This window comes from Pseudomonas sp. B21-047 (assembly GCF_024748775.1).
Lineage (GTDB): Bacteria > Pseudomonadota > Gammaproteobacteria > Pseudomonadales > Pseudomonadaceae > Aquipseudomonas > Aquipseudomonas capeferrum.
Genome location: NZ_CP087169.1, coordinates 433,855 through 459,010 on the forward strand (window position 1 = coordinate 433,855; position 25,156 = coordinate 459,010).

At 56.1% G+C, this 25,156-nt stretch carries 20 protein-coding genes and 1 tRNA gene; 5 read left to right on the forward strand and 16 right to left on the reverse strand.

The features are described 5' to 3' along the window. Window positions 1–63 precede the first annotated feature (63 nt). Window positions 64–1,356, forward strand: a complete 1,293-nt coding sequence (locus LOY26_RS01890) for a carbohydrate porin (RefSeq protein WP_186658687.1) — start codon at window positions 64–66, stop codon at window positions 1,354–1,356. 495 nt (window positions 1,357–1,851) lie between these two features. Next, the gene (locus LOY26_RS01895; protein WP_258714332.1) at window positions 1,852–3,678 is read left to right on the forward strand and encodes a retron Ec67 family RNA-directed DNA polymerase/endonuclease; all 1,827 of its coding nucleotides are present in this window, start codon (window positions 1,852–1,854) and stop codon (window positions 3,676–3,678) included. A 143-nt stretch (window positions 3,679–3,821) separates the two neighbouring features. On the opposite strand, the gene LOY26_RS01900 is transcribed toward LOY26_RS01895, so the two are convergent. From LOY26_RS01900 to rpsU, 14 genes are all read right to left on the reverse strand, one after another. Further along, window positions 3,822–5,153, reverse strand: coding sequence for a hypothetical protein (locus LOY26_RS01900; protein ID WP_258714333.1), 1,332 nt, complete (start codon window positions 5,151–5,153; stop codon window positions 3,822–3,824). Next, window positions 5,146–6,204, reverse strand: a complete 1,059-nt coding sequence (locus LOY26_RS01905; RefSeq protein ID WP_258714334.1) for a nucleoid-associated protein — start codon at window positions 6,202–6,204, stop codon at window positions 5,146–5,148. The genes LOY26_RS01900 and LOY26_RS01905 overlap by 8 nt, the downstream gene beginning before the upstream one ends. Before the next feature lie 626 nt (window positions 6,205–6,830). Next, the gene (gene tnpC, locus LOY26_RS01910; RefSeq protein ID WP_258713658.1) at window positions 6,831–8,387 is read right to left on the reverse strand and encodes an IS66 family transposase; all 1,557 of its coding nucleotides are present in this window, start codon (window positions 8,385–8,387) and stop codon (window positions 6,831–6,833) included. An 18-nt stretch (window positions 8,388–8,405) separates the two neighbouring features. After that, window positions 8,406–8,765 (reverse strand): IS66 family insertion sequence element accessory protein TnpB, encoded by a 360-nt coding sequence (gene tnpB, locus LOY26_RS01915; RefSeq protein ID WP_009687920.1) that lies wholly within the window; start codon window positions 8,763–8,765, stop codon window positions 8,406–8,408. 618 nt (window positions 8,766–9,383) lie between these two features. Beyond that, on the reverse strand, window positions 9,384–9,689 hold the full coding sequence (locus LOY26_RS01920) for a plasmid mobilization protein (RefSeq protein WP_258714335.1): 306 nt from the start codon (window positions 9,687–9,689) through the stop codon (window positions 9,384–9,386). Between the two features lie 303 nt (window positions 9,690–9,992). Then, window positions 9,993–10,235, reverse strand: coding sequence for a TraK family protein (locus LOY26_RS01925; protein ID WP_133214206.1), 243 nt, complete (start codon window positions 10,233–10,235; stop codon window positions 9,993–9,995). Between the two features lie 17 nt (window positions 10,236–10,252). Beyond that, window positions 10,253–11,038 (reverse strand): helix-turn-helix domain-containing protein, encoded by a 786-nt coding sequence (locus LOY26_RS01930; RefSeq protein ID WP_258714336.1) that lies wholly within the window; start codon window positions 11,036–11,038, stop codon window positions 10,253–10,255. Between the two features lie 113 nt (window positions 11,039–11,151). Then, window positions 11,152–11,370 (reverse strand): hypothetical protein, encoded by a 219-nt coding sequence (locus tag LOY26_RS01935; RefSeq protein WP_028633554.1) that lies wholly within the window; start codon window positions 11,368–11,370, stop codon window positions 11,152–11,154. A gap of 206 nt (window positions 11,371–11,576) precedes the next feature. After that, window positions 11,577–12,668: a site-specific integrase gene (locus LOY26_RS01940; RefSeq protein ID WP_258714337.1), complete on the reverse strand. Its 1,092-nt coding sequence runs from the start codon at window positions 12,666–12,668 to the stop codon at window positions 11,577–11,579. Between the two features lie 126 nt (window positions 12,669–12,794). Further along, window positions 12,795–12,871: transfer RNA gene (locus LOY26_RS01945), tRNA-Ile, on the reverse strand. Between the two features lie 15 nt (window positions 12,872–12,886). After that, the gene (locus LOY26_RS01950; protein WP_258714338.1) at window positions 12,887–16,630 is read right to left on the reverse strand and encodes an EAL domain-containing protein; all 3,744 of its coding nucleotides are present in this window, start codon (window positions 16,628–16,630) and stop codon (window positions 12,887–12,889) included. A 131-nt stretch (window positions 16,631–16,761) separates the two neighbouring features. Beyond that, the gene (gene rpoD / locus LOY26_RS01955; protein ID WP_033703065.1) at window positions 16,762–18,609 is read right to left on the reverse strand and encodes an RNA polymerase sigma factor RpoD; all 1,848 of its coding nucleotides are present in this window, start codon (window positions 18,607–18,609) and stop codon (window positions 16,762–16,764) included. A 67-nt stretch (window positions 18,610–18,676) separates the two neighbouring features. Beyond that, window positions 18,677–20,659, reverse strand: coding sequence for a DNA primase (dnaG, locus tag LOY26_RS01960; RefSeq protein ID WP_186658693.1), 1,983 nt, complete (start codon window positions 20,657–20,659; stop codon window positions 18,677–18,679). A gap of 310 nt (window positions 20,660–20,969) precedes the next feature. Then, a complete protein-coding gene (gene rpsU, locus LOY26_RS01965; RefSeq protein ID WP_003255575.1) occupies window positions 20,970–21,185 on the reverse strand; it encodes a 30S ribosomal protein S21 in 216 nt (71 codons plus the stop codon). Between the two features lie 204 nt (window positions 21,186–21,389). Between rpsU and tsaD the strand changes: the two genes are divergently transcribed. Beyond that, complete coding sequence (gene tsaD / locus LOY26_RS01970) at window positions 21,390–22,415, forward strand: tRNA (adenosine(37)-N6)-threonylcarbamoyltransferase complex transferase subunit TsaD (RefSeq protein ID WP_047583864.1); 1,026 nt, start codon at window positions 21,390–21,392, stop codon at window positions 22,413–22,415. Window positions 22,416–22,421: 6 nt separating this feature from the next. Here tsaD and plsY read toward each other — a convergent pair whose 3' ends face one another. Next, window positions 22,422–22,991: a glycerol-3-phosphate 1-O-acyltransferase PlsY gene (gene plsY / locus LOY26_RS01975; protein WP_033703062.1), complete on the reverse strand. Its 570-nt coding sequence runs from the start codon at window positions 22,989–22,991 to the stop codon at window positions 22,422–22,424. 74 nt (window positions 22,992–23,065) lie between these two features. Between plsY and folB the strand changes: the two genes are divergently transcribed. Together folB and folK are read left to right on the forward strand one after the other, a co-directional pair. Next, the gene (folB, locus tag LOY26_RS01980; protein WP_033703061.1) at window positions 23,066–23,422 is read left to right on the forward strand and encodes a dihydroneopterin aldolase; all 357 of its coding nucleotides are present in this window, start codon (window positions 23,066–23,068) and stop codon (window positions 23,420–23,422) included. After that, window positions 23,413–23,922, forward strand: coding sequence for a 2-amino-4-hydroxy-6-hydroxymethyldihydropteridine diphosphokinase (folK, locus tag LOY26_RS01985; RefSeq protein WP_033703059.1), 510 nt, complete (start codon window positions 23,413–23,415; stop codon window positions 23,920–23,922). The genes folB and folK overlap by 10 nt, the downstream gene beginning before the upstream one ends. 56 nt (window positions 23,923–23,978) lie before the next feature. On the opposite strand, the gene LOY26_RS01990 is transcribed toward folK, so the two are convergent. Beyond that, window positions 23,979–25,097, reverse strand: coding sequence for a multifunctional CCA addition/repair protein (locus LOY26_RS01990; RefSeq protein ID WP_258714339.1), 1,119 nt, complete (start codon window positions 25,095–25,097; stop codon window positions 23,979–23,981). Window positions 25,098–25,156: the final 59 nt, after the last annotated feature.

The window sequence follows — 25,156 nt, forward strand, 5'->3', positions numbered from 1 at the left end:
GTCAGCCCATCACGCAAAAGCCAGAACTGTTCAACGACTTCTCAAGCAAGGAACCCGCGCAAAATGTCATTACCCCTCCGCGCCGTGCTGGCCGGCAGCCTGTGCAGCGGTTTATCGCTTTGCCTTCTGCCACTGCCCTGCGCATTGGCCGATACTGCCCACCTGATGACCCAACCTACACTCACCGGTAACTGGGGCGGGCAGCGTCAGAGGCTGGAAGACCAGGGTATCAAGCTGACGGGCGACTACACCTCGGAAACCATTTCCAACCTGCATGGCGGTATCAAACGCGGTACTCGCTATGCACAACAGATACGTTTGGGCGCTCAGTTTGATTTGAGCAAACTGCTCGATACCCCAGATGCCGGGCGCGTGCAAGTACTGCTCAACGATCGTCGCGGCCACAGCGCCACCGAAGACCTGATTGGCAACCGCATGTCCGCGCAAGAGGTCTACGGGGGCGAATATACGCGGCTGACCGAGTTGAGTTACCAGCGCACGCTGTTCTCGCCCGACCTGTCCACCAAGCTCGGTTACATGGTCATGGGCACCGATTTCGGCGGCATGCCGATCCTGGCCAACTTTGTCAGTGCAGGCTTTTGTGCGCATCCGCTGACCATGTCCAGCGGCAGTGGCTGGGGCAACTACCCGACCGCACATTGGGGGGGCGAGTTGCGCTATGACGTCAACCCGTCGCTGACGCTGCAAACGGCACTGTTCCAGGTCAACCCGGGGTACAACGCGCGCGTCTCCAAAGCGTTCGCTATGCCCAGCAACGGCACGACGGGCGCTATCTTGCCGCTGGAGGCGATCATCAATAACCGTGCATTTCTCAATGGCCAATACAAAGTTGGCTGGTACTACGACACGTCCGATTACGCCAAGATTGGCGGCACCGGCAAAAGCAGCAGCCGTACTGGCGCTTACCTGCTGGTGGATCAGGCGATCTGGCGCGACGAGCAAGACCCGGCCAGTGTGCTGAGGTTGTTCGGGCAAGCAGCCACCAGCAACGCCGCGACCTCGCCAATGCGCCGCTGGTACTCGCTGGGCCTGGTTAAACAAAAGCCGTTTGCCAGCCGCCCGCAAGACTCCATTTCCTTTGGCTATGGCCGCGCCGTTATCAACCCGCGCACGCGGGGTGTGCAGGAAGCTGCTGCAGCCTACCCAGAAGACGCTGCCGTCATTACCGGGCTCGATAGCGGGGAGCAAGTACTGGAACTCAACTACGGTGCGCAAGTGACACCATGGCTACTGCTGCGCCCGGACGTGCAGTACTACATCGAGCCTGGGGCTTTCTTTGGCAAGCAAAGAGGCAATGCGCTAGCGGCTGGGTTGCAGGTGAAGATGACGTTTTAATCGTCAACCTTCGGACCCAACCTAGGACTGATACGGGTGCGAAAAACCCGAAAAGCAGAAAGCCGCGCAATGCGCGGCTTTGAGTTTGGTGGGCCCACACGGACTCGAACCGTGGACCAAAGGATTATGAGTTGCCGAGCTAAGTAGGATGTCTAGCGAAACCACTTAAAGCTGGGTGAAGGTTAACATAGCTGGAGGCCGCGAGATACAAGGGTTTGGCGAAAAAAAGCGAATGCTTTCAAAGCTCATGGCTGTACTGCAGTTGTACCGTTTTATTTCTTCCTATGCAGAAACTCATGGATCAAGCATTGAAACAGTGATGTCACTTTGATAGTGTCGGCTCAGGCTTATGGGCAGATTTTGGATCGCGGATCGCGATCAGTGGGAAAAACGTCCGAAAGGACTGCCTTATGAGACTTGTCAACTTTTGACGGTCCCTCCAGTTTGCGTAGGAGTGCCCATAAGCCACCCCCTCTTCCCAGCTCAGTGCGTATTATGAGAAAAATCGATGCTCTTCGGGCAGTTCGGACGAAGCCTGAACTCGCGCTGCTTTTAGGAGTTAAAGCCTCCGCGCTTACATATCTGCTGTATAAGCTAAAACCATCGACTCAGTATCATAGCTTCGAGATTCCCAAGAAAAGCGGGGGGACTCGTACGATTAATTCACCGTCTGAACGACTAAAAGCAGTTCAGTCGTCACTGTCTAATCTTCTGCAAGACTGCATTGAAGATATAAATAAGGCAAAGCCTGCACGAGCTCCGAAAGGAAGGTTTGCAAAACTTTTTAAATCCTTGAGAGGTAAACGTGGAAAGCATATTGCCTATGTTTTCACTTCTACCCTGTCTCATGGATTTGTACGTGATCGGTCAATTATCACAAATGCATTGATGCATTTTGGTAAAAAGAATGTACTAAATATTGATATCAAAGATTTTTTTGATAGCTTCAACTTTGGGCGTGTTAGAGGGTTTTTCATATCTAATAAGAATTTCCGCCTCGATCCGGAGATTGCTACTGTTATTGCTCAGATAGCCTGTTATGACAATAAACTTCCTCAAGGTAGCCCCTGCTCGCCAGTTATCACAAACTTGATAGCACACAGTTTGGATGTAAGGTTGGCCGCGCTTGCAAAAAAATACTCCTGTACATATTCACGCTATGCTGATGATCTGACTATTTCCACGCGTGAAAAACTGTTCCCTCCAAATATTATGAAGGAGGATGCGGGTACCTATGTTTGTGGACGCGATCTGATCAATGAGATTTCTAGAGCTGGATTTACCCTCAACCAAAAAAAGACCCGCATACAATATAAAGACTCTCGCCAAGATGTCACAGGGTTGGTGGTAAATAAAAAGCCAAATGTCAAGAGTGAGTATTGGCGAACAGTTAAATCCCAATGCCATTTGCTTTTCAGGACTGGAAAGTTTTTGACTAAAATTGGCGATGAGGTTAAAGACGGAAATATTTTTGAGTTGGAAGGCCGTCTTAATTTTATTGATCAGGTTGATTATTATAATCGACTGCGGCAGAAGCCGCCGTTGAATACAGAGTATGCTTTATCTAAGCATGGCTTAAAAACGCGTGAGCTTCTTAGTGGCAGAGAACGCACATTCAGCCGATTTCTTTATTATCGACACTTTTATGCGAATGAAAAGCCTATCATTCTGTGTGAGGGAAAGACCGATAATATTTACATTAAATCAGCAATCAATAGGCTCGCTGTTGCATACCCGAGGTTAGCAAAGCTTAAGACTGCGAACTCTGCCTATGAGCTGTTGGTTTCGATGTTCAATTATACTGAGCGGACTAGGTTTTTACTTCAGCTATATGGTGGGACATCGTATTTGAAGGATTTCATTGAAACCTTTAAGAAACACTACGATTTCTATAAGGCACCGAAGCCGTCCAATCCTGTTGTCATATTATTGGATAATGATACGGGTTTTGATAGTATATTTTCTCTCTTGAAGGGAAAAAACTTCGGTGCGGAAGCTTATCCAACCGGGTTGGCGATTGATAATTGCCGCGACGCAGAATTTATACATGTTGGTCTTAACCTGTATGTTGTCCTGACACCGCTGGGTGGTGCGAAATATTCAGCAATCGAGGATATGTTTACTAAGGCAACACTGGGGGAGATTGTAGGTGGGAAGAATTTCAATCCATCCAATAAAATGGATAGCTCAAAAGAATATGGAAAGGAAATTTTTGCCAAGAAAGTAGTGCTCGCCAAAAAAGGTAGCATTGATTTTTCTGGTTTCAAGGTCGTATTAAATCGTATTGTGCAGTGTATAGAGCACTACGATAAAATAAAGTGATTTGATTGACTTAAGGTAATCAGTAGATTAGCCTTCCATGTCTCAAGCTAGGCCGAATCGATGAGTTTGATCTATCTACCCCTCGCGATATAAGGCGCATGAAGTTTGATTTGGTTTTTTGCTCAATATTGGCTGTAGTGCTTCTATCCAAGCACTAGTAGGCATAGAATTATAAATATGAGTATCGCATAAATGAAATCTATGACTTTCTTTATTCTCCCATAGTTTTCAATAGCTTCCCTGATAGGACGCCTTGATATCTTCTTTAACTCGTCCTCTGAAATCAATGCGCTCAGGCCCTTACTCCAGTTTCGACGGAATCTTATTTGAGATCGGATGAACATTTTATTTTGATAGCCTGTTAGTAAAATGCTAGTCGCAAGCCAGGCTGCCGTTGCTATTAGCAGGAAATGTGCGCTCTCCTTGGTAATTATGTTTTTTGCAATCAATGTCTGCCTTAATGCGGCAATGATGAACGTTATACTCGCGTCGCGAAGAAGGCTGGACGTAAGTGCGCTTGTTTTGTCAATGATTTTGCTTGTCTCGTCTGATACTGTCTTTCGAATATCAGTAATGGCCTTTAATAATTCTCCAGTCTTGACTAGTAAATGGCTTCTGTAGTCTTCACGGGCACTGGATAGGGAAGGCCTGAGCACTCTCGATATATATTTCGTCCAGCGTTCAGATTGCTTTAGATCATTATTTGAAAGCCGCTGGGACAGCAGGGTGTGTCGCACCTCTGTTTCTCTTGATGTTTCAAAAACCCAGTATAGAGCTTCGTGAATACTTGAGTGTGTTTCTTTAGTAATCGAAGTGAATTCCACCTCATTAGGTATGTTTAATGTTTTGCTTCCCTTTATAGTATGGTATTGGACGCCTTCTGTAGAGGAAATTTCTGAAGCCAAAAGTAGGGCCGCTTTAGGGGTGGCGATATCTAGCCACTTTGAGAACAAGTCATCAGGAGTATCAGGTTCGGTAGGAGTCACCCAAAACAGTTGGTTTGAAGTGACTTGAGCACCGGTGTAATCCTTAAGGATCTTTCGAGGGTCTGCAGTTTCTATGTTTTTTTGATGTTCCTGTACTTTGTCACTATCAAAATCCCACTTCCTGAAACGGCAAGTTAAAGTCGAGAACTCGCTGAAATCCTCATGGATAAAGATATTCTGAGATTTACTAATTTCGCTTGATTCAAGGTTTTTTAAAAAGCCTTCCTTCGTGAAAAAATATATATCATCAAGGGTTCTTGATTTATTGAATGCTATTAGTTCGATCTCAAAGTTTAAGTGGCTATCAGATGTCGGAAGACTTATTTTTTCGTCAAATGTATCGCTGATTTGAATTGAGAAATCAATACCGCTATTCGCAAGTGTGTTCAAGTCGCTAGATAAAGACTCATCTGTGCGATCCTTCGGGCGGTAGAATGCCGTATCCAAAGACTCACTTACGAAAAAAAGTCTAGATAGAATTTCAATCATCTGACTCGTCTTCCAGGACGTATTGATCTGTGACAATCCGAATGATTTTTTTTGCACCGTCCTCTTCAAAAAAAATGTTCTTATTTACGTCGTCGCTTGTATAGGTTACTCGAACTCCTTCATACGTTTGCTTTATCCTCTTGGAGCCTTGCTTGATCGCTTCAGAAGATATTTCAAATTTTTCGCTTGATATTTTTTGCTTTTTCAAAGATGCTGCAAAGGCTTTTTTTATCTTGTCTTCTTTGTGGGCCTCGCCAAATGCAGCCGTGAGAATTTGCTCGTGATTTTCAGGGTCGAATTCCACCGTGTCTTTGACCGCCTGTCGTATCTTGCTTTTTAGTCTTTTTCTAATTTCAGGAGGAATTAAAGTTGGTTGACTTTTAGCTGTTTCCTCTAGGGCTGTAATAAGCCTTTCTGTCAGTAGAGTACTGGAGAAAAGTCGATCAGCTTGCAAGAAATCTTTTAATTTTTCTGTTATATCACCTTTGCTACCACTTCTGTCTGTACATATTATGCTGGAATTAGGGCATGAAATATCAAAGAGTACTGACTTTTGAATGGCTTTTTTATCTTGGACAAAATTGTTTAAGAACTGATTAAGAATAGGCTTCGCTTTCCCGTCGTTTAGCACCTCGGTGGTGTACGATATCACTGTCATGTCGTCATATTTTATTATTGCTCCATAGGTTTTGTCTTTGTTCTTTATTTTAAGAAGCATAAGTGCGCCAGGTATCAGTCGTTTGTCTGACTGAAACAGCTCCTGGAATTTTTCGGCGAGGCGTTCTGATGTGTCAACAAACGCGTGTTGACTTGTCAGTGCGGTTCTTACTTGATCTTTTATCCAAGAGTTATCTTGGAATCGATATTTGGTTCCCTTTATCGTTTCTCTCAATCGGTCGATGAAGAACGTTGAGTAGTCTTCGGGCGTTTCTACCTCCATCAATATCTTCGGTGTGCTTAACTCGGGGCTGACTATATGGAATATGATGCGGTCTAGTTCCGCATCATCTTCAATATGATATTCAGTATCAGCTAGAATTTCTTCAGACATAGTTTTCTCTAACGTTTTAGTTTGATGCTTGGAGGCCGCTAGTGAGCAGCTTACGACTTTAGATTTAGGCGCTGCGGAGCAGCTCCTTGAGCTTGCTGAGCTTCGTGACGCGGTCGGAGAGAGAGGATCAATCGGAGACGGCGAATCTTCTCTGCTCTGAATTACCCCTGGATCATTGAAGATCCAATCACTCAACGTTTGCATCTTCATTGTTACGAAGCAGCACCCCGAGACATACGGGACGGCAAGGCATGTAGATTGGGATGGAGCACCGACAGTAACCGGGACGGCGATGCATAAGCAGATGCATGAGGGCATTGCCAGGAACACCTTTGTGCCGCGACGGCAGGTGCAGGTTTGGCCGGCAGGTCGGATGAAATGAACCTGTTGGACATGCGCCAAGCTTTGAGGGCGGGAGTAGAATCCATTCTCTGACCTTCAGCGTTCCTGAGTTAGCTGAATATGACCGAAACCTACCGTAATGGCACGATAATACTGCAATCGACGAAGTTTTTTTTGCGCACCGATGCAGGAAACCTGTTCCTTGGCTGCTCACTACTGAGGAAATGGGTAAAAAAAGGGAGTGCGATCCATGAACCCCACCTACCGCCAGATGGAGCTTCGATTTACCGTTGCATCTCCGGTGAGCAGTTCCACGGCAGCAGCGCTTCGTAGTCCTCTACCGACGAGGCATGCGGCAACCGCTCCAGTACGTGGCGCAGCCACGTATAGGGCTCTTGGCCGTTGGCCTTCGCGGTCTCGACCAGGCTGTAGATCTGTGCACTGGCCGCAGCACCCTTGGGCGTGTCGCTGAACAACCAGGCCTTGCGCCCGATGACAAACGGCTTTATCGCACGCTCTGCCAGGTTATTGTCGATCGGCAAATGGCCGGCCTCGACGTAGCGCTCCAACCGACTCCAGTTGTTCGCTAGATAGTGCACCGCCTTGCCCAGCACGCTTTGCGGTGTGACTTGGGACTGCGTCTTGTCCAGCCAGCTTTTCAACTGGCCGAGGATCGGCAGGCTTCGTTCCTGGCGACCGATGAACCGCTGGTCATCGCTGACATCCTTGAGTTCACGCTCGATGCCATACAGCTTGTTGATCATCGCCAGCGCCACATCGGCACGTCCCGTCTTGCCTTTGGGCTGCACCTTTTGCGCCTCGACAAACTTGCGTCGTGCATGAACCATGCACGCCAACCGTTCGACACCGGGCTGTAATGCCAACGCGTTGTAACCGGCGTAATCATCGGTCATGACATAACCGCGATAGCCCTCCAGCAGGCGCAACGGTACCTCCTGCGCACGGCTGGTGGTGTAGTCGAACAACACGACTTGTCGATCAGGTGGCCCGCTGGCCTGCACCCACATCCAGGACTGGCTGGTCGGGTCGCGATCCGGTTCCTTGAGCACCTGCACCCGCGTTTCATCGCAGTGAATCACCGGGCTTTCCAACAACCGCTCACGCATCAGGTTCAGCAGCGGCTGGAAGTGTTCGCTGCACTGGATTACCCAGCGGGCCAAGGTTTGCCGGGGGATTTCGATGCCATGCCGGGACAGTACGCTTTCAAAACGATGTAGCGGCAGACCATCGACATACTTGGTGGTCAGCAGCATGGCCAGCACGCTGGGGCTGGCCATGCTCTTCTCGATCAGCTGTGCCGGTTTGTCGGCGGTGACCGGCGCCGCTTCACAACCACGGCAGCCGTAGACCTTGCGCACATGTTTGAGCACGCGGATCTGCATCGGCACGATATCGAGCTGCTCGCTGGTTTCCTCGCCAACCACATGCTTGCGGCAACCGCAGACGCAGGTCAGCTCGTGCTCGGGCAAGTCGTGGATGACTTCGACACGTGGCAGCTCAGCCGACAACGGTTTGCGCTTGCCACGACGTTTGACTGGGGCAACGACTTCTTCGTCCGCATCCTCAACCACGGCCAGCAACGGCTCGCTTTCCGGCTCGTTGAACATTGCCAGTTGCGGCGTATTGGGATCGACCGTCTGCTCGGATTTGCGGTTGAACAGGCGATCACGCAGCAGCTTGATCTGTTCTTTCAGGTCGACGATGTGGGTGGCATAGGCTTCGTTGACTTCCTGCTCGCGCAAGCGTGCTTCGTAGGCCTCAAGCAACATCTGCTTGAGTAGTACGGGATCGTCTGGAAGGTTGTCGGGCAAGGAAATCATGCCCCGGATTATACCGGGTCAGGCAACGAAACGGGGTGTCAGAACCTGATGTGGACGGTTGCGCCAGAGGTCGAAGCCGTCGAGTAACCAGTTAAGTTCCTGGACGGTCAGGACGATGGCTTCGTCGGTGGCGTCGGGGGAAGTTTTGAAACGTTCGGCTTCGAGGCGCTTGAGCCAAAGGCAGAAGCCGTTGCGCTCCCAGTACAACACCTTGATGCGGTTACGGGCTTTATTGAGGAAGACGAAAAGTACGGGGTCGAACACGGCGACTTTGATGTCCAGCTCGACCAGGGCGGTGAGGCCGTCGATGGATTTTCGAAAATCCACAGGCTTGGGGTAGAGGTAAACTTTTTCGACTTTGCTGTCGGGACGCATCATGGCGGACTGGCTCCAGAAAGAAATCGGGAGCGCAGCATCGGGCTTCAGGTAGTCGCTTGGAATGTGGGCTTCATGGAGCGGACACAAAAAAGGGCCTACTGCGACCCCTCTGCTCTCACTCCAGCCCAGCAAAACCTCCATTGATGCTCAGTGCTCTAGACAGGCTCGCACCACGTTGGTCGCGACAGCAGTATGCCTGCCGATTAAGCGCCTCGATCCTCTGTATGGTATCGGCACCGACAGGCGCGATGTTTTAGCCGAGCTACATCGTAACGACCGCAGTCGTAGGGATTTGAGCGCGTCGACGACCTATGGGGGGCTCATCCTGGTACACCCCTAGCGCGTGTTCGTGAAGACCTGGACTTCGTCACCGCAGCGACATTTTAGATCGCGCTGACAGTCGTCTGGCTCAGATTCACTCCATCCACTACAGGGATTCCGGCGAATGAAAGGTAAAAGGGCAGGGCTCTGGCTACCGCGAAAATCCACCGCTGTTTCTTCGATTTTTTAATAGGGACTTCAGAGGTGAAGGCTCGACTTTTTTAGCCGCTAAAATTTCAGTGCCTGGACCAGCCGAAGCATTTCGTCTTGGTTGGCCTCAATGCGTTTCAGCAGCGCTCATACCATGCCTGGTGTTAGCGGAGTACCGCAGGCCGTCAATTTGGCGTCATCGGTTAGCCATAGCTTCAGAAGCCCACCAAGGCGGCCTTGGTCAGCGTTGATCTTTACGATCTGCGCTACGTACTGCGAGTCGAGCGTGCTTGTAATCTCATAGCCGAGGCTCAGGCGCCGCAGGTACTCAGCGACCGTCAGGCTCGCGTTGGATGCGTTTTCTTTAATGGTTAGCTCCTCACTCGGTAATACCGGCACACGTAAATGCTTTCCGTGTTTACGTGTATCTCTCTCAGCTTCATTTCGGTTCATGGTCTGACCTCTCTTTGGTGTTCACAGAGTCGCGGCAGCGACTGCCTCGCTGAGCAAGACAGCATTGAGCGCCGAAGGCGCGAATACGCGAGAGTGAAATTAGATAGCCGACTTGTCGGTTAGCTAACTTCACCTGTCTTGCCCTGAATATTCGTGTGGCTGGCATGAATGTCAGCAGTGATCTCGGGTAAACAATAGGGTTGCTACAGCGTTCAGTTATGAGGTGATCGCTGAAACAATGGTATTGATCGAATATTGAACGCCTGGGCAACGTTTGTTCGGCTCAGCAACGGTGTGCAATAGCTATTGAACGCCGCAGTGTACGGGTAGCAATCGCTTGGCGTAGCGACGAAACGCTTGATAGCCAAAGTCGATAGATCCCTCATCATGCAAGGTCGTCCATATCCCTAACAAAGACCAACCACCTTCAATCGCTTGCAGAATATCCTCGCGTAGCAGGATGAACTTGGCCAAGTTGGTAGCAGGGCTTGAGGGCGGATAGGTTGCAGCTACTCGTTCCGCGATCCGTACAGTAAGTGGTTTCATTTCAACCTCTTGGACGACTATGTCTCAGAGTTAGGCTCTGGACCCTCAACTGTCAAAATCCGAACTGGTGATAAACCAGAGCTAGACCTGTTTACCTTTAACTTCTTTAAATACTCCTTTCCTACGGTAGACCGACTCTCGTTCTTGACAGTTGAGGGGCTTTCTTTCGGACTTGCTGTCGGGGTCCTTGGAGGCGCGTTATCGGAACTCGCTGGCCCCCATAAAGATGATTGGTCCTTGAAGTTATAACTGCCGTCTCGGTAGCGCTTGATCACTCCGTGGAACCACCTGATCGCTGTGGTTTTGATCGATCCTGCTTTGATTGCAGCTGACAGCTCGTTCAGCATCCGCTGCTGGTCAATGGGCGCAACCTGCTCCAGCGCCTTGAAAATTTGGCTCTTGGTTTCCGCGGAGACCAATGCCGCCAACCGTAGCGGAGGATCCCCGGCCGCCGGAGCTGGGTTGGGCGACGTAGTAGTTTTTTTATTTTTTGGTTTTATTGTTTGTTTAGTATTTATATGTGCTTGTTTATCCGGGTGCGGCTGATCCGTCTTCGGTTTATCCACGTTTGGGTTTTCGCAATATGGTGCAGAGTCGGCCCTTTCAGACGGTTCGTCAGAGATATGCCACACCGTCTTTGCGAATCGACCTCGGGAGTCGTGGGTGCGCTCGATGCTCAAATAGCCTGCGGTCTCAAGCTCTTGCAGTCCGCTCCTGGTTGCGGCTGCACCAGTGCCATTTTTCTTGGCTAGCGATTCCATTGTCAGATACGGATAGCCTGGGGGTAGGGAAAGCAATTTCACCAATAGTCCTAACGATTTCCAACTCAAGTTTTGGTCACTTATTACATCGTTAGGGATGATTGTGAAATGACTGGATACCTTCCTTTTTACAATTAGGGATATAGACATCGTCGTCAGCCCTGCTCGAGAACCTTGGCTACATCTGCGGTTCTAAAGTAAATCCTTCTGCCAATTCTGACCTTGCAAGGAAGAAATTTCCTCGATACCTCATTGTCGCCACTCAGGCTGATTCTCAGGCCGTCCTTGCTTCTATGTAATACCTCTGCAAGCTGCTCAAGGGACAAAAGTGGAGCCCCAGAGAATAAGTCGCGTATGTATTCTTCCGTGGTCATGTTAGGTGTCCTCCGCTTAATTTCGGATATCCTATGACACCTAACGCGATTTTTAAAAGTATTTTTTCAAACTCCACTTGACGGTGAAAAAGTTTAGCTATAGTGCCTCTTAGTTGTTTGGTTAAACTTTTCCAGGGTTGTGGTTTTTTAGCGGCTAAAATTTATTTTCAGCTTGTGGGTCGCGATAAAAGTGCTAAGGGCTTTAGCTAAACTACCTTTTGGGGTTTAGCTAAACTTTTCTTTCTTTTTGACATGCTATCTAGTCGGGCAACTAGATCCTCGGAGCGTAAGTGCGTATATCTTTTCAACATTTGCATTGATTTGTGGCCGCTGATGCTCGATACCTCTTGGTCGGAGAGACCGCCCTCCACAAGGCGGCTTACCGCTTCATGTCTCAAGTCGTGAAATCTGAAGTCGGATAGCTGTAGCTTCTTGACCAGTAGCCCCCAGATTTTTGTGAACGCGTAGGGGCGACGTTTCCCGTCCTTCCCAGGTTCACCAAAAAACACTAGATTGCAATCGCTAGGGCGAGCGGGATTCATCATCGCGGCTTTGAAAAGCGCAGTCGCTCGCTTGCTCAGTGGCACAGTTCGTTGACCATCATTTTTCGTGTCAACGAGTCTTACGATGCGTCGCTCTGTATCCACCTGAGGTCTGCGTAGCGACGCGATTTCACCTGAGCGCATACCAGTTTCCAGAGCGATGCCAACGATCCACCCAAGCATTGGATTGCTATGCCGATTCACCTCTGCGAACAGCCGCCGTTCCTCATCCGGCGAGAGTCTACGATTGCGACCCTCCCCGGGGCTTGGCTTGCGTATATTCAACACGGGGTTAAACGTCAGGCCCAGCCCCCATTCTTGGATCGCGACCGTGAAAACGTGGCTCAGTAGAGCCAGCTCCAGGCGAACGGTGTTGTTGCTGGTCGTGCCTGCGCGGCCTGGCTCGTTAAGGCGCTTGTCGCGATAGTTGGCAATGGTTTCAGCGGAAAGGGCTGCGAGAGAATACTTGCCCAGATGCTCCGTTAGCTTTTTAGCCTTGGAGATCTCACCGCGTTGAGTCGTAGGCTTCTTTGCAGGTGTAATGTCGGTCAGGTAGCGCTTGAGCGCTATTTCAAGCGTCATGCGCTCGGAGCCGCTGCGCTGGATGTACACACCGCGCACCATCTCGTCTTCGGTGCGTCGTGACCAATCCTCAGCGTCGCGTTTAGTGCGGAAGGTTTTGGCGTTGGTCGGCCATCCGGTCTTGCGGATAACGGCCTTCCAGGTGCCGGCAGGGGTTTTGACGATTGTAGCCATCTGAAGGACTCCAAAGGCGTGCAAGCGAAGCCGCACTGTACCTAATTTGTACCTTTAGACCATAGGACTGTATCTGAGGTGGTTCCGCCAAAAACACGAAAGCCGCGCAGTGCGCGGCTTTGAGTATGGTGGGCCCACACGGACTCGAACCGTGGACCAAAGGATTATGAGTCCTCTGCTCTAACCAACTGAGCTATAGGCCCTCAGAGGTGGCCGGATTATAACGAGGGTTTTGAAAGGGTGCCATCCGAAAGATCGGTTAGTGCTATACGAAGAAACGCCGCAGCGAATTCCTCCGCCGGCAGGGGCAGGCTGACGATGTAGCCTTGGATCTGCTCGCAGCCTTCGGCGGCCAGGAAGCGCTGTTGGGCCTGGTTCTCCACGCCTTCGGCAATGATGGTGAACTGCATGCTGCGGCCCAGGGCAATGATTGCGCGGGCGATGGCGGCGTCGTGGGGGTCCTCGGGCAGGCCGCGGATGAACGACTTGTCGATCTTGAGGATGTCCAGCGGCAGGCGTTTGAGGTAGCTGAGCGACGAATAGCCGGTGCCGAAATCGTCGATGGCCAATTGCACGCCCAGTTTTTTCAACTGGTGCAGCACGGCCAGGGCTTCCTCGGCCTGGCTCATGATGAAGTTCTCGGTGATCTCCAACTGCAGGTCACCCGCCTTCAGTTGATAGGTCTTGAGCAACTGTTCGATGCGCCGCGCCAGGTGCGGGTGACGCAGTTGGGCGCCGGCCAGGTTGATCGACAGGGGGCCGAAGTCTTCGTAGTGCATCTTCCAGAGGTGCATCTGCCGGCAGGCCTGCTCCAGCACCCAGTCGCCCAACTGAAGAATGGTGCCGTTCTCTTCTGCCAGGTGAATGAAATGCTCTGGCGGCACCTCGCCAAAGGTCGGGTGGCTCCAGCGGATCAGCGCTTCGGCACCGACCAGGCTCTGGGTCTTGAGGCTGAGCTTGGGCTGGAAGCACAGGCTCATCTCGTTGCGCTCGACGGCGCGGCGCAACTCATGTTCGAGGGCGATGCGTTCGCTGGCCTGGGCGGTGAGGTCGCGGGTGTAGGCTTCTACACGGTTGCGGCCTTTGGCCTTGGAGCGGTACATGGCAGCGTCGGCATTGCGAATCAGCGTCGAGACGTCGCTGCCGTCCTGGGGGTACAGGCTGATGCCGATGCTGGCGCTGGTGAAGAACTCGTGCTCGCCGGCCTGGAACGGCGCGCTGAAGCAGGCCAGCAACTTGCCGGCGATGCTGTTGGCGTCGCTGGGCCTGTGCAGGCCGGGCAGAAGGATGATGAACTCGTCACCGCCCAGGCGGGCCACGGTGTCGACGTCACGCACCTGCTCTTTCAGGCGCTGGGCGATCCCCTTGAGCAACAGGTCGCCGACCGGGTGGCCAAGGCTGTCGTTGATGTGCTTGAAGCGGTCGAGGTCGAGGAACAGGACCGCGCCCTGGCGGTTGGAGACCTGGGCGCAGGTGAGCACCGCCTGCAGGCGATTCTCGAACAACGCGCGGTTGGGCAGGCCGGTCAGTGGGTCGTGGTGGGCCTGGTAGTCGAGCTTGGCCTGGGCGTGCTTGAGGCTGGAGATGTCGGCGAACACGGCGACGAAGTGGGTGATTTCATGCTCGCTGTTGCGCACCGCGCTGATGGTCAGCCAGCCAGGGTAGAACTCGCCATTCTTGCGCCTGTTGTAGATCTCGCCCTGCCAATGGCCCTCGGCGGTCAGTTGGTGCCACATGGCGGCATAGAAGGCGCTGTCGTGCTGGCCAGAGGCAAGCAGGCGCGGGGTCTGGCCGAGCGCTTCGATCTCGCTGTAGCCCGTGATTTCGCTGAAGGCGCGGTTGACCGCGCTGATGCGCTGGTCGATATCGGTGATCAGCACGCCCTCGGCGGTGTTCTCGAACACGGTAGCGGCCAGTTGCAGTTTTTCCTGCATCAGGTGGCGCTCGGTGATATCGCGGGCGATGGTCAGCATGCAGTCGACACCGCCGATCGGCAGGGGCCGGGCAGACAGCTCGCACAGGCGGATCTGCCCATCGCTGCGGCGGATGTGGCAGCTGAAATCACGCACGAAGCCATCACGCTTGAGCTGGTCGACCAGGCGCTTGCGTTCGTTCAGGTCAACCCAGATGCCGAGGTCGAGGGAGGTCTGGTCGATGCTCGGGTTCAGGTCATAGCCGGTGAGGCGGCAGAAGCCCTCGTTCACTTCAATCAGCAGCCCATCACTCTGGCGTGACAGCAGCAGGCCATCGGGCGAGGCGTGGAACGCCTTGGCGAACTTCTCTTCCGAGGTTTGCAGTTGCTCCTGGGTTTCCTTGAGCTGGCTGATGTCGCGCACGGCCACCACCAGCGCCGGTGTGCCATCGAGTTCGAAGGTTTCTGCCGAGGTCAGGCCCGTGAACAGTTGGCCGTTGCTGCGCCGGAAGCTCATTTCGAGGTTGCGGATGCCGCCTTGGTGCAGGCGTTCGAGCAAACGTGGGCCGCTGCCTTCTACGGCCCACAGGTCCAGCTCGGTGGCGGTGCGGCCGATGACTTGGCCCGGGGTCAGGCCGATCTGCTCCTCGAAGGCCTCGTTGACCTCCAGCAGGCAGCCGTCGCTGTGGCGGGCGATCAGCAGGATGTCCGGGCACTGCTGGAACACCGAAGCGAATTTCTGCTCCGACAGGCGCAGGGCATCCTCGGTGCGTTTGGTCTCGCTGATGTCGATCATCAGCCCGCGCATCACCGGCCGATGCCCATGCTCGATCAGGCTGACGATGTTGCGCACCCAGAGCGGTTGGCCATCGGCGCGGATCACCCGGTAGTCGAGGCTGTGATCACGCCTGGCGGCGGTCTCGCTGTCGCAGTAGGCCTGGGCCCAGAGCGCGTCCTCGGGGTGCAGGATGCTCCGCCAGAAGCCCGGTTTGAGCCAATCATGCAGCGGGTAGCCGAGCAGGTCCTCGGCGTGGGGCGAGACATAGCTGTAGGTAAAGTCGTTGGCGTCCGCCTCCCAGGCGATTGCCGACAGGCTTTCGACCAGGCCGCGGTAGTGATACTCGCTGCTGCGCAGTTCTTGTTCCAGGGCGATGCGACGGGAAATTTCCGAGCTGAGCCGACGGTTGATACGAATGACTACTGCGAGAATCGCCACCAGTAGCAGCACTGCAGGCAAGCCATAGATGAGCATGTCGGACCAGAACATGCGCTGGTCCACCACGTTGCCGACCCAGCGCTGCTGAATATGGCTGACTTCGGCGCTGGTCATGTCGGCCATGACCTTATCGAGAATGCCCACCAGCACTTTGTTATCCCGCGGTGCGGCCATGGCCAGCTGGTAGCGGTAGGGCGTTTCGCCGCTGACGTAGAGGCCGTCGAGCTTGAGCTGGCGCAAGCTCCAGATGCTCGAGGCGAGGTCGCCGACCACGGCATCGACCTCGTCTGTGGCCAGGGCTTGCAGCGTTGAACTGACATTGGGCATGGCCACCAGGTTGAGGTCCGGGTGGTGGGTGCGCAGTAGTTCGTGTGGGGCGTAATCCTCGACCACGGCGATTTTCAGGCCGTACAGGTCTTTCAATGAACGGGGTTGTGCACCGCCTTTGTGGGCAAGGATGACAATGGGGAAGTCGAGGTAGGGGCGGGTGAAGGCCAGATAACCCTGACGCTCTGGGGTCGACATGATGCCGGGGAGCAGGTCGAGCTTGCCATCGCGCGCTTGCGCCAACACCTCGGTCCAGCTCTTTGGCTCGACCGGTTTTAGCGTCACACCCAGGCGTTCCTGGATCATGGCGATGTAGTCGGCGGCCAATCCCTGGTACCGGCCCTCCTGGTCGCGAAACTCGAACGGTGGCCAAGAGGCGTCTACGCCCAGGCTCAACTGCGGGTGGGCAGCCAGCCAGGCTTTTTCCTCGTCTGTCAGGGTCAGGGCGCCGGCCGTTGTGGTCCACAGAATCAGGAGCAGCAACAGGATGGCCGGCATCAGGGGCATAGCGGCCTCGCGATCAGAGTGTCTGACGACGAGTGTAGACCGGCATTCAGGGGGATGTGGGGCGGAAGTCGGGCATTGTGTCGCAGCCGGGGCCGTAAAAGAAAAACCCCGGCCTGGGCCGGGGTTTGTCATCACTCGTCGAGGAAGGAGCGCAGATGCTCGCTGCGAGTTGGGTGGCGCAATTTGCGCAACGCCTTCGCCTCGATCTGACGGATCCGTTCACGGGTCACGTCGAACTGCTTGCCCACCTCTTCGAGGGTGTGGTCGGTGTTCATGTCGATGCCGAAGCGCATACGCAGCACTTTGGCTTCGCGGGCGGTCAGGCCCGAGAGCACGTCGCGGGTGGCTTCCTTGAGGCTTTCGACCGTGGCTACATCGATCGGGGACTGCATGGTCGAGTCCTCGATGAAGTCGCCCAGGTGCGAGTCTTCGTCGTCACCGATCGGGGTTTCCATGGAGATCGGCTCTTTGGCGATCTTCAGTACCTTGCGGATCTTGTCCTCAGGCATTTCCATGCGCTCGCCCAGCTCTTCCGGGGTCGGTTCACGACCCATTTCCTGCAACATCTGCCGGGAAATACGGTTGAGCTTGTTGATCGTCTCGATCATGTGCACCGGAATACGGATGGTGCGCGCCTGGTCGGCGATCGAGCGGGTGATCGCCTGGCGAATCCACCAGGTGGCATATGTCGAGAACTTGTAGCCGCGACGGTATTCGAACTTGTCCACCGCTTTCATCAAGCCGATGTTGCCTTCCTGGATCAGATCGAGGAACTGCAGGCCACGGTTGGTGTACTTCTTGGCGATGGAGATCACCAGACGCAGGTTCGCCTCGACCATTTCTTTCTTGGCGCGGCGGGCCTTGGCTTCACCGATCGACATGCGACGGTTGATTTCCTTGATCTCGGCGACGGTCAGGCCAGTCTCGGTCTCAAGGTCGATCAGCTTCTGTTGGCAAGCGACGATGGCAGCGTCTTTTTCACCCAGGGCGGCAGCCCACTTGGTGCTACGCTTGGCCAGGTCACCGCTCCAGGTCTGGTCGGTTTCGTTGCTTGGGAACATGCGCAGGAAGTCGGCACGCGGCATGCGGGCGTCACGGACGCACAGTTGCATGATGGCGCGTTCTTGCTGACGCAGGCGGCTCAGTGCATCACGCACGCGCTCGACCAGTACCTCGAACTGCTTGGGTACCAGCTTGATCGGCATGAACAGGTCAGCCAGGGCCTGAAGGGCCGCGATGCTTTCCTTGGCGCTGCGACCGCTCTTCTTCAGCACCTTGTTGGTGACTTGAAGCTGATCGGCAACGGCACCGAAACGCTGAGCTGCTACGACGGGGTCCGGGCCACTTTCGGCCTCTTCCTCGTCATCGCTCTCTTCGCTTTCTTCTTCGTCGTCTGTTTCTTCCTTGGTAGCCGCGGCCTTGGCGCCTGGAACAGGCACTTCTTCGGTCGGGGCAGCGATGTTGTCATCAGGGTCGATGTAACCGCTGAGCACATCGGACAGACGGCCACCTTCGGTGGTGACACGATCGTATTCGCTGAGAATGTAGTCGACAGTACCCGGGAAGTGAGCGATGGCGCCCATGACTTCACGGATGCCTTCCTCGATACGCTTGGCGATTTCGATCTCGCCTTCGCGGGTCAGCAGCTCGACAGTACCCATTTCACGCATGTACATGCGCACCGGGTCGGTCGTGCGGCCGATATCGGTTTCAACTGCCGCCAACGCAGCAGCGGCTTCTTCGGCCGCGGCTTCGTCGGTGTCGGCTTCCGCCAACAGAAGGGCATCCGCATCCGGAGCACTCTCGAATACGTTGATCCCCATGTCGTTGATCATGCGGATGATGTCTTCCACCTGTTCAGGATCTGAAATATCCTCAGGCAGGTGGTCGTTGACCTCCGCGTAAGTCAGGTAGCCCTGCTCACGACCGCGGGTGATCAACTCTTTGATACGAGACTGCTGTTGCGCTTTTCCGGACATAACACCCTATCCACTGAAGGTCTTGGCGGGCAAAAAACAAGCCGAGGATTATACCCGAGCATGGGCCTCACGCGCCAGATGAGGTCGGCGTTTGTGCGGGAACATTCCTGCTAAGCAGGGCGAGAAGCTGAGATTTTTCCTCACTGCTCAACTCGCTTTGACGTGCTTTCCTGAGCAGATGTTCCAGGCTGCGCTCGCGTTGGCGGGCGGACAAGCTAGTTATAGTGTCGAAAAACTGTTGTTCAAGGTTGTCGGCCACGATCAGCCATTCCTTCTCAGCCAATGCCCGCAGTAAACGGCCCTGTTCGGTGCCGTGCCAGCGTGCAATCAGCTGCATTGAGCTTAGCCCAGGATTCTTCTGCGCGGCTTCGATCAATGCCACCAGCAACTGGCTGTAGAGGTGCTCTTCGTCGGCGAAGTGGCTGGCATCTTCCACCTTTCCGGCCAGCAGCGGGTGGTGCAGCAGGGTGCGCAGGGCGGCCAGCGTAGGCGGCTCCACGGGGGCTGGCGTGCGCGGTGGCGCCTCATCGCGTTGCTGCCAGGGCTTGCCGCCTTTGCGGTTTTTGTCCCAGGGCTTGTCGCTCCACGGTTTCTTGCCGCCACCCTTGTTCGGCTTCCATTGCTGCTCTTGCTGCGCCGGGGCGTAGTCGTGCTGCGGCATGTCGCCGAAGTCCGGGGTGTAGCTGGCCATGGCGTCGTAGTCATAGCCCGGGTCGTAGTCCGGTACGCTGCTGTTGGCAGCCGGCTGTTGGGCCAGTTGCTCTACTTGCTGCGGGTCGAGGCCGGTAATTTCTTTCAGGCGGTTACGCATCAGCTGGCGCAGGTTGGCGCCCGGGATTTTTTCGACCAGCGGTGCAGCCAGGGTGGCCAGATGCGCTTTGCCTTCCAGCGAGCGCGGGTCGGCCTCAATGCTCAATTGCTCGAAAAAGTAATCCGCCAGTGGCTGGGCGTGCTGGTTGATGCGTGCCATGAAGGCGTCGGTGCCTTCGGCGCGCACCAGGCTGTCCGGGTCTTCGCCTTCGGGCAGGAACAAAAAGCGTGCGCGGCGGCCGTCCTGCAGCGCCGACAGGGTCGACTCCAGTGCGCGCCAGGCGGCTTTGCGCCCGGCTTGGTCGCCGTCAAAACAGAACAATACGCTGGGCACCACACGGAACAGGCGCTTGAGGTGTTCTTCGCTGGTGGCGGTGCCGAGGGTGGCGACGGCATTGCGCAGGCCTTGCTGGGCCAGTGCGATAACGTCCATGTAGCCCTCGACGACAATGATTTCATCGAGGTTGCGGTTGTGCTTGCGTGCCTCGTAAAGCCCGTAGAGCTCTTGGCCCTTGTGGAAAACCGGGGTTTCCGGGGAGTTGAGGTACTTGGGCTTGTCGTCCCCCAGCACGCGGCCACCGAAGGCGATCACCCGGCCACGGCTGTCGCGGATCGGGAACATCACACGGTCGCGGAAGCGGTCATAGCGCTTGCCGCTCTCGGCGTTCTCGATCAGCAGGCCGGCGTCGATCATCACCTTTTGCTGCAGGCTGTCGGCGCCCAGGTGCTTGAGCAGGTTGTCCCAGCCTGGCGGGGCAAAGCCCAGGCCGAAGTCGCGGGCAATCTCACCGGACAGGCCGCGCCCCTTGAGGTAATCCACCGCCGCCTTGCGGGTCGGGTGGCTGCGCAGGGCCTGGCGATAGAATTCGGTGGCAGCATCCAGTAGCGGGTACAGCGGCGAATCTGTCGGCTGGCGTGGCTTCTGCGCGCGCCGGCCTTCCTCGCGTGGCACTTCCATGCCGGCGGCACGGGCCAGCTCCTCGACTGCCTGGGGGAAGTCCAGGTTGTCGTGGTCCATGACGAAGCCAAGGGCGTTGCCGCCGGCGCCGCAGCCGAAGCAGTAGTAGAACTGCTTGTCGGGGCTGACCGTGAAGGAAGGGGTTTTTTCCTTGTGGAACGGGCAGCAGGCGGAGTAGTTCTTGCCGGTTTTTTTCAGCTGGACGCGCGAACTCACCACGTCGACAATGTCGAGGCGGTTGATAAGGTCGTCAATGAAACTCTGGGGAATCAGCCCGGCCATGGCAGTCTCGTCATCTGGCAACTGGCAAGTCTAATCGCTCACGCGCCGGTTGGGGCGAATGCTGCAAGGGGAAGTGCGAGGGAGGTATGTGCTCGTCGCCAGCCAATGAAGGCTCGTCAGACAGGACGTGCACGCCTGGTCAAGGACCAGCTCTGACGTTTCAGGCAGGTTGCCCTGCTGCAGTTCGCATGACGCGAGTGCGTAGGGGCCTTGAGCTAGCTGCCCAAGTTTGAAGCAATTGTGTAGCAACCGCTGCCATCGGCCCGGCGGTGAGCCGGGCAGGGCAGAAGCTTTGCGTAGAACGTCTGTATTAGTACAGACGAACGGCGCGGCGCTGTTCGCGCTGAACTTTCTTGGCGTGACGCTTAACAGCGGCAGCTGCTTTACGCTTACGCTCTGCGGTCGGCTTCTCGTAAAACTCGCGGCTACGAACTTCAGCCAGTACACCGGCTTTTTCGCAGGAGCGCTTGAAACGACGCAGAGCTACGTCGAAGGGTTCGTTCTCTTTAACTTTGACGGCTGGCATCCAGGGCTACCTTAATTCATTACCGGGGTAGACGTGCTCCTGGCAAAACAAAGGTGTGCTGGAGAACGTCGGTTTTCAAGGGTTGCGGATGTTAACCCTTAGCTGGCCGGAATGCAAAGCCTCTGATCGAAAACCGCTGGTCGGCACCCGACACGGCGACTATCATGCGCGGCTTCGAATTCAGCCCCCACAAGGGACGAACCCATGCTAGTACTGGGATTGGAAACATCCTGCGACGAAACTGGCGTCGCATTATATGACAGCGAACGCGGCTTGTTGGCCGACGCGCTGTTCAGCCAGATCGACCTGCACCGCGTGTTCGGCGGTGTGGTCCCCGAGCTTGCCTCACGCGATCACGTCAAGCGCATGCTGCCGCTGATCCGCCAGGTGCTGGACGAGGCTGGCTGCGTGGCCACCGAGATCGACGCCATCGCCTACACCGCGGGTCCTGGGCTGGTCGGCGCGTTGCTGGTCGGGGCTTCCTGCGCCCAGGCGCTGGCGTTTGCCTGGGACATTCCGGCCATTGGTGTGCACCACATGGAAGGCCATCTTCTGGCGCCCATGCTGGAAGAAACCCCACCCGAATTCCCGTTCGTCGCTTTGTTGGTGTCGGGCGGCCATACCCAGCTGGTACGGGTCGATGGCATCGGCCATTACCAACTGTTGGGCGAGAGCCTGGATGACGCGGCCGGTGAGGCCTTCGACAAAACCGCCAAGCTGATCGGCCTGAACTACCCAGGCGGCCCTGAAATCGCCCGGCTGGCCGAGCAGGGCGTACCGGGGCGCTTTGTCTTCCCGCGGCCGATGACTGATCGCCCAGGCCTGGAATTCAGTTTCAGCGGCCTCAAGACGTTCGCCCTGAACACCTGGCAGCAATGCCGCGATGCTGGCGACGACGGTGAGCAAACCCGTTGCGACGTGTCCCTGGCATTCCAGCAGGCGGTGGTGGAGACTTTGACCATCAAGTGCAAGCGGGCCCTGAAGCAGACTGGCCTGAAGCGGCTGGTGATCGCCGGTGGCGTCAGCGCCAACAAGGCTTTGCGCGCGTCCCTCGAGGACATGCTGGGCAGCATGAAGGGCAACGTGTACTACGCGCGCCCGCAGTTCTGCACCGACAACGGCGCCATGATCGCCTATGCCGGCTGCCAGCGCCTGTTGGCGGGGCAGCAGCAGGACCTGGCGATCAGTGTGCAGGCGCGTTGGCCGATGGAGCAGTTACCGCCGGTCTGAAAGGTGTCAGAAGTGGCGTTCGCGCCCGGCGAACAGGTCGCGCAGGTTGTTGCGATGACGCCAGACGATCATCACCGTGAGTACGCTGATCGGTAGCAAGGCCTCTGGCTCGCGCCAGGCGAGCAGGGGCAGGGTCAGCGGCGTGGCGATCAGCGCCGCCAGCGAGCTGGTGCGGGTGAGGTAGAAGGTCAGTAGCCAGGCGGCGATGGCCAGCAGTGCGGCTGGGAAGTACAGGGCCATGAGCAGGCCGGCGGCAGTCGCCACGCCCTTGCCGCCCTGGAAGCGAAAGTACAGCGGGAACAGGTGGCCCAGCACCGCGCATACGCCAACCCAGGCCTGTGCGTGCAGGTCGAGCCCGGCAAGGCGGGCGAGCAATACTGGCAACAAGCCCTTGCACAGGTCGCCAAGCAGGGTCAGGATCGCCAGCTTGCGGCCTGCCAGGCGTAGCATGTTGGTGGCCCCGGCATTGCCCGAACCGCTGGAACGGGGGTCCGGGCTACCGAACAGGCGGCTGAGGACGATGGCGAAGGACAGCGAGCCGAGCAGGTAGGCGAGCAGCGCCAATAACCAAAACATGCTAACTATTCCGGGCGAGGACGCCCTGATTCTAACGGCGCCAGTCGCCCTTGTCGTGCTGTGGAGAGAAGTGCTTGGACAGAGTGTTCATCGAAGGCCTGGAAGTCGATACCGTCATCGGTGCCTATGACTGGGAGCGGGATATTCGCCAGTGCTTGCGCCTGGACCTGAGTTTCGCCTGGGATAACCGCCCGGCAGCGGCCGGCGACGATCTCAGCCTGGCGCTGGACTACGCCAGTGTTTCGGCGCGTATCCAGGCATTTTCCGAGCAGGCGCGCTTCGAACTGGTGGAAACCTTCGCCGAGCGCCTGGTCGCGGTGCTGATGGAAGAATTCCAGATCCCGTGGGTGCGGCTGAAACTGACCAAGCCAGGCGCGGTCCCCGCTGCCCGTGGCGGTGTTGGCGTGGAGATCGAGCGCGGATGTCTCTGAACACGGTTTATCTGGGCCTGGGCAGCAACATCGACCGCGAGGCGCACCTGTGCGCGGGTCTCGATGCCTTGGCGGGCATCCTCACCGACATGCGTTGTTCGCCGGCGTTCGAGAGCCAGGCGGTGGGTATCAAGAGTGGCCCGTTCATCAACTTCGTGGTGACCGGCAAGACCGATCTGCCACTGATGGAGCTGGACCGCCGGCTCAAGTTCATCGAAGCCGACAACGGCCGCTACGCGCCCGAGCGCAAAGGGCTGCCGCTGGATATCGACGTGTTGATGTATGACGACCTGCACGGCACGTTCGATGGGTTGGTGCTGCCGCGGGCCGAGATTCTGAAAAACGCGTTCGTGTTGTGGCCATTGTCGCTCTTGGCGCCCGAGCTGGTGCACCCTGGGGTGGGCAAGCCCATGGCGCAGGTGTGGCAGGAGGCGCGGATTGATCAGGTGCTGGCCCCGGTCGCCTTCGAGTGGCGAGGGTTGCAGCTGACGCCGGCCTGAGCCTTGCCCTTTCGGTGCCTTGCCGGGCCTCTTCGCGGTGCCCGGCAATCGCGAAATCAGCCTTCTGCAGCGCCTTTGTAGGCCGTCAGCGCCTTTAACCGCTCACCTTTAAGCGACTCGCCCAACGCCTGCCCGGTCAGCCCAGCCTGCACCAGCGGCTTCACATCCACAGCCCTTGCCGCCGCCGCTGCCCCTCGCAGGTAGTCAGCCTGTGGATAAGCCAGATTGCCCTGGCGCGCGCGCGCATCCATCTCGCAGGCGCTGATGAAGTCGTCGAAACGCTGTGGCCGCCGATACACATCGAACTTCTGCAACAGCTCCAGCAATGCCGTGGGCGGCAACTCAAGGGCCTGGTTGCATTGAGACAGGCACTCACCCACCAGTATGGCCAGCTCCTGGCAGTCTCGCGGCGCCTTGAAGCGCTGGCTGACCGCCTTGATCGTTGCTGGCTGCAGCTCGCGCAGCAGGCAAGCCCAGCGCACATGCAGTGGTTGATCATGCTGCGCGGCCTGCTCCAGGCCCGCCAAGGCGTGGGGGCTATCCTCAAGCTCTGGCAACAGTGCCTGCAAGGCATCGCAAGCGCGCAAGACCTCGAAGAACACCTGGGGTTGCGGCTCCATCAGCGCGCGCTCGATCTCTTTCCAGCTGCGTTCGGCGGTGAGCGCCTGCAGTTCGCCAGAGGCACTGATCTGACGCATCAGCGCCAGGGTTTCGTCAGCCACCTTGAAGCCCAGTGGCGCGTAGCGTGCGGCAAAGCGGGCAACCCTGAGTACCCGCAGGGGGTCTTCGGCGAACGCGGGGGATACGTGGCGTAAAAGGCGCCTTTCGAGGTCCTCTTTGCCGTGATAGGGGTCGTAAAGCGTGCCGTCGTCGTCCTCCGCCATCGCATTGATGGTCAGGTCGCGGCGGATCAGGTCTTCTTCGAGGGTGACGTCGGGGCTGGCATGGAAGGTAAACCCGCCATAGCCACGGCCACTTTTGCGCTCGGTGCGCGCCAGGGCGTATTCCTCACCGCTTCGGGGGTGAATGAACACCGGGAAATCAGCGCCTACCGGGCGGTAGCCCAGGGCCTGCATCTGTTCGACGGTGGCGCCAACCACCAGCCAGTCGATGTCGCTGACGGGGCGCCCGAGCAAGCGGTCGCGCACGGCGCCGCCAACTTTGTAGATGTGCATGTACAGCCTCCATAACTGCCCACAGGATAACCTGTTGGCAGTTATGCGGGGGCGTCGCT

Excerpts from the sequence above, each read along its gene's own strand:
- rpoD (WP_033703065.1), bottom strand. The coding sequence starts at position 18,609 with ATGTCCGGAAAAGCGCAACAGCAGTCTCGTATCAAAGAGTTGATCACC.
- LOY26_RS01935 (WP_028633554.1), bottom strand. The coding sequence starts at position 11,370 with ATGACCACGGAAGAATACATACGCGACTTATTCTCTGGGGCTCCACTT.
- LOY26_RS01990 (WP_258714339.1), bottom strand. The coding sequence starts at position 25,097 with ATGCACATCTACAAAGTTGGCGGCGCCGTGCGCGACCGCTTGCTCGGG.
- dnaG (WP_186658693.1), bottom strand. The coding sequence starts at position 20,659 with ATGGCCGGGCTGATTCCCCAGAGTTTCATTGACGACCTTATCAACCGC.
- LOY26_RS01950 (WP_258714338.1), bottom strand. The coding sequence starts at position 16,630 with ATGCCCCTGATGCCGGCCATCCTGTTGCTGCTCCTGATTCTGTGGACC.
- LOY26_RS01925 (WP_133214206.1), bottom strand. The coding sequence starts at position 10,235 with ATGAAACCACTTACTGTACGGATCGCGGAACGAGTAGCTGCAACCTAT.
- LOY26_RS01905 (WP_258714334.1), bottom strand. The coding sequence starts at position 6,204 with ATGTCTGAAGAAATTCTAGCTGATACTGAATATCATATTGAAGATGAT.
- plsY (WP_033703062.1), bottom strand. The coding sequence starts at position 22,991 with ATGTTTTGGTTATTGGCGCTGCTCGCCTACCTGCTCGGCTCGCTGTCC.
- tsaD (WP_047583864.1), top strand. The coding sequence starts at position 21,390 with ATGCTAGTACTGGGATTGGAAACATCCTGCGACGAAACTGGCGTCGCA.
- LOY26_RS01920 (WP_258714335.1), bottom strand. The coding sequence starts at position 9,689 with ATGAACCGAAATGAAGCTGAGAGAGATACACGTAAACACGGAAAGCAT.
- LOY26_RS01940 (WP_258714337.1), bottom strand. The coding sequence starts at position 12,668 with ATGGCTACAATCGTCAAAACCCCTGCCGGCACCTGGAAGGCCGTTATC.
- rpsU (WP_003255575.1), bottom strand. The coding sequence starts at position 21,185 with ATGCCAGCCGTCAAAGTTAAAGAGAACGAACCCTTCGACGTAGCTCTG.
- tnpC (WP_258713658.1), bottom strand. The coding sequence starts at position 8,387 with ATGATTTCCTTGCCCGACAACCTTCCAGACGATCCCGTACTACTCAAG.
- tnpB (WP_009687920.1), bottom strand. The coding sequence starts at position 8,765 with ATGATGCGTCCCGACAGCAAAGTCGAAAAAGTTTACCTCTACCCCAAG.
- LOY26_RS01895 (WP_258714332.1), top strand. The coding sequence starts at position 1,852 with ATGAGAAAAATCGATGCTCTTCGGGCAGTTCGGACGAAGCCTGAACTC.
- LOY26_RS01900 (WP_258714333.1), bottom strand. The coding sequence starts at position 5,153 with ATGATTGAAATTCTATCTAGACTTTTTTTCGTAAGTGAGTCTTTGGAT.
- folK (WP_033703059.1), top strand. The coding sequence starts at position 23,413 with ATGTCTCTGAACACGGTTTATCTGGGCCTGGGCAGCAACATCGACCGC.
- LOY26_RS01890 (WP_186658687.1), top strand. The coding sequence starts at position 64 with ATGTCATTACCCCTCCGCGCCGTGCTGGCCGGCAGCCTGTGCAGCGGT.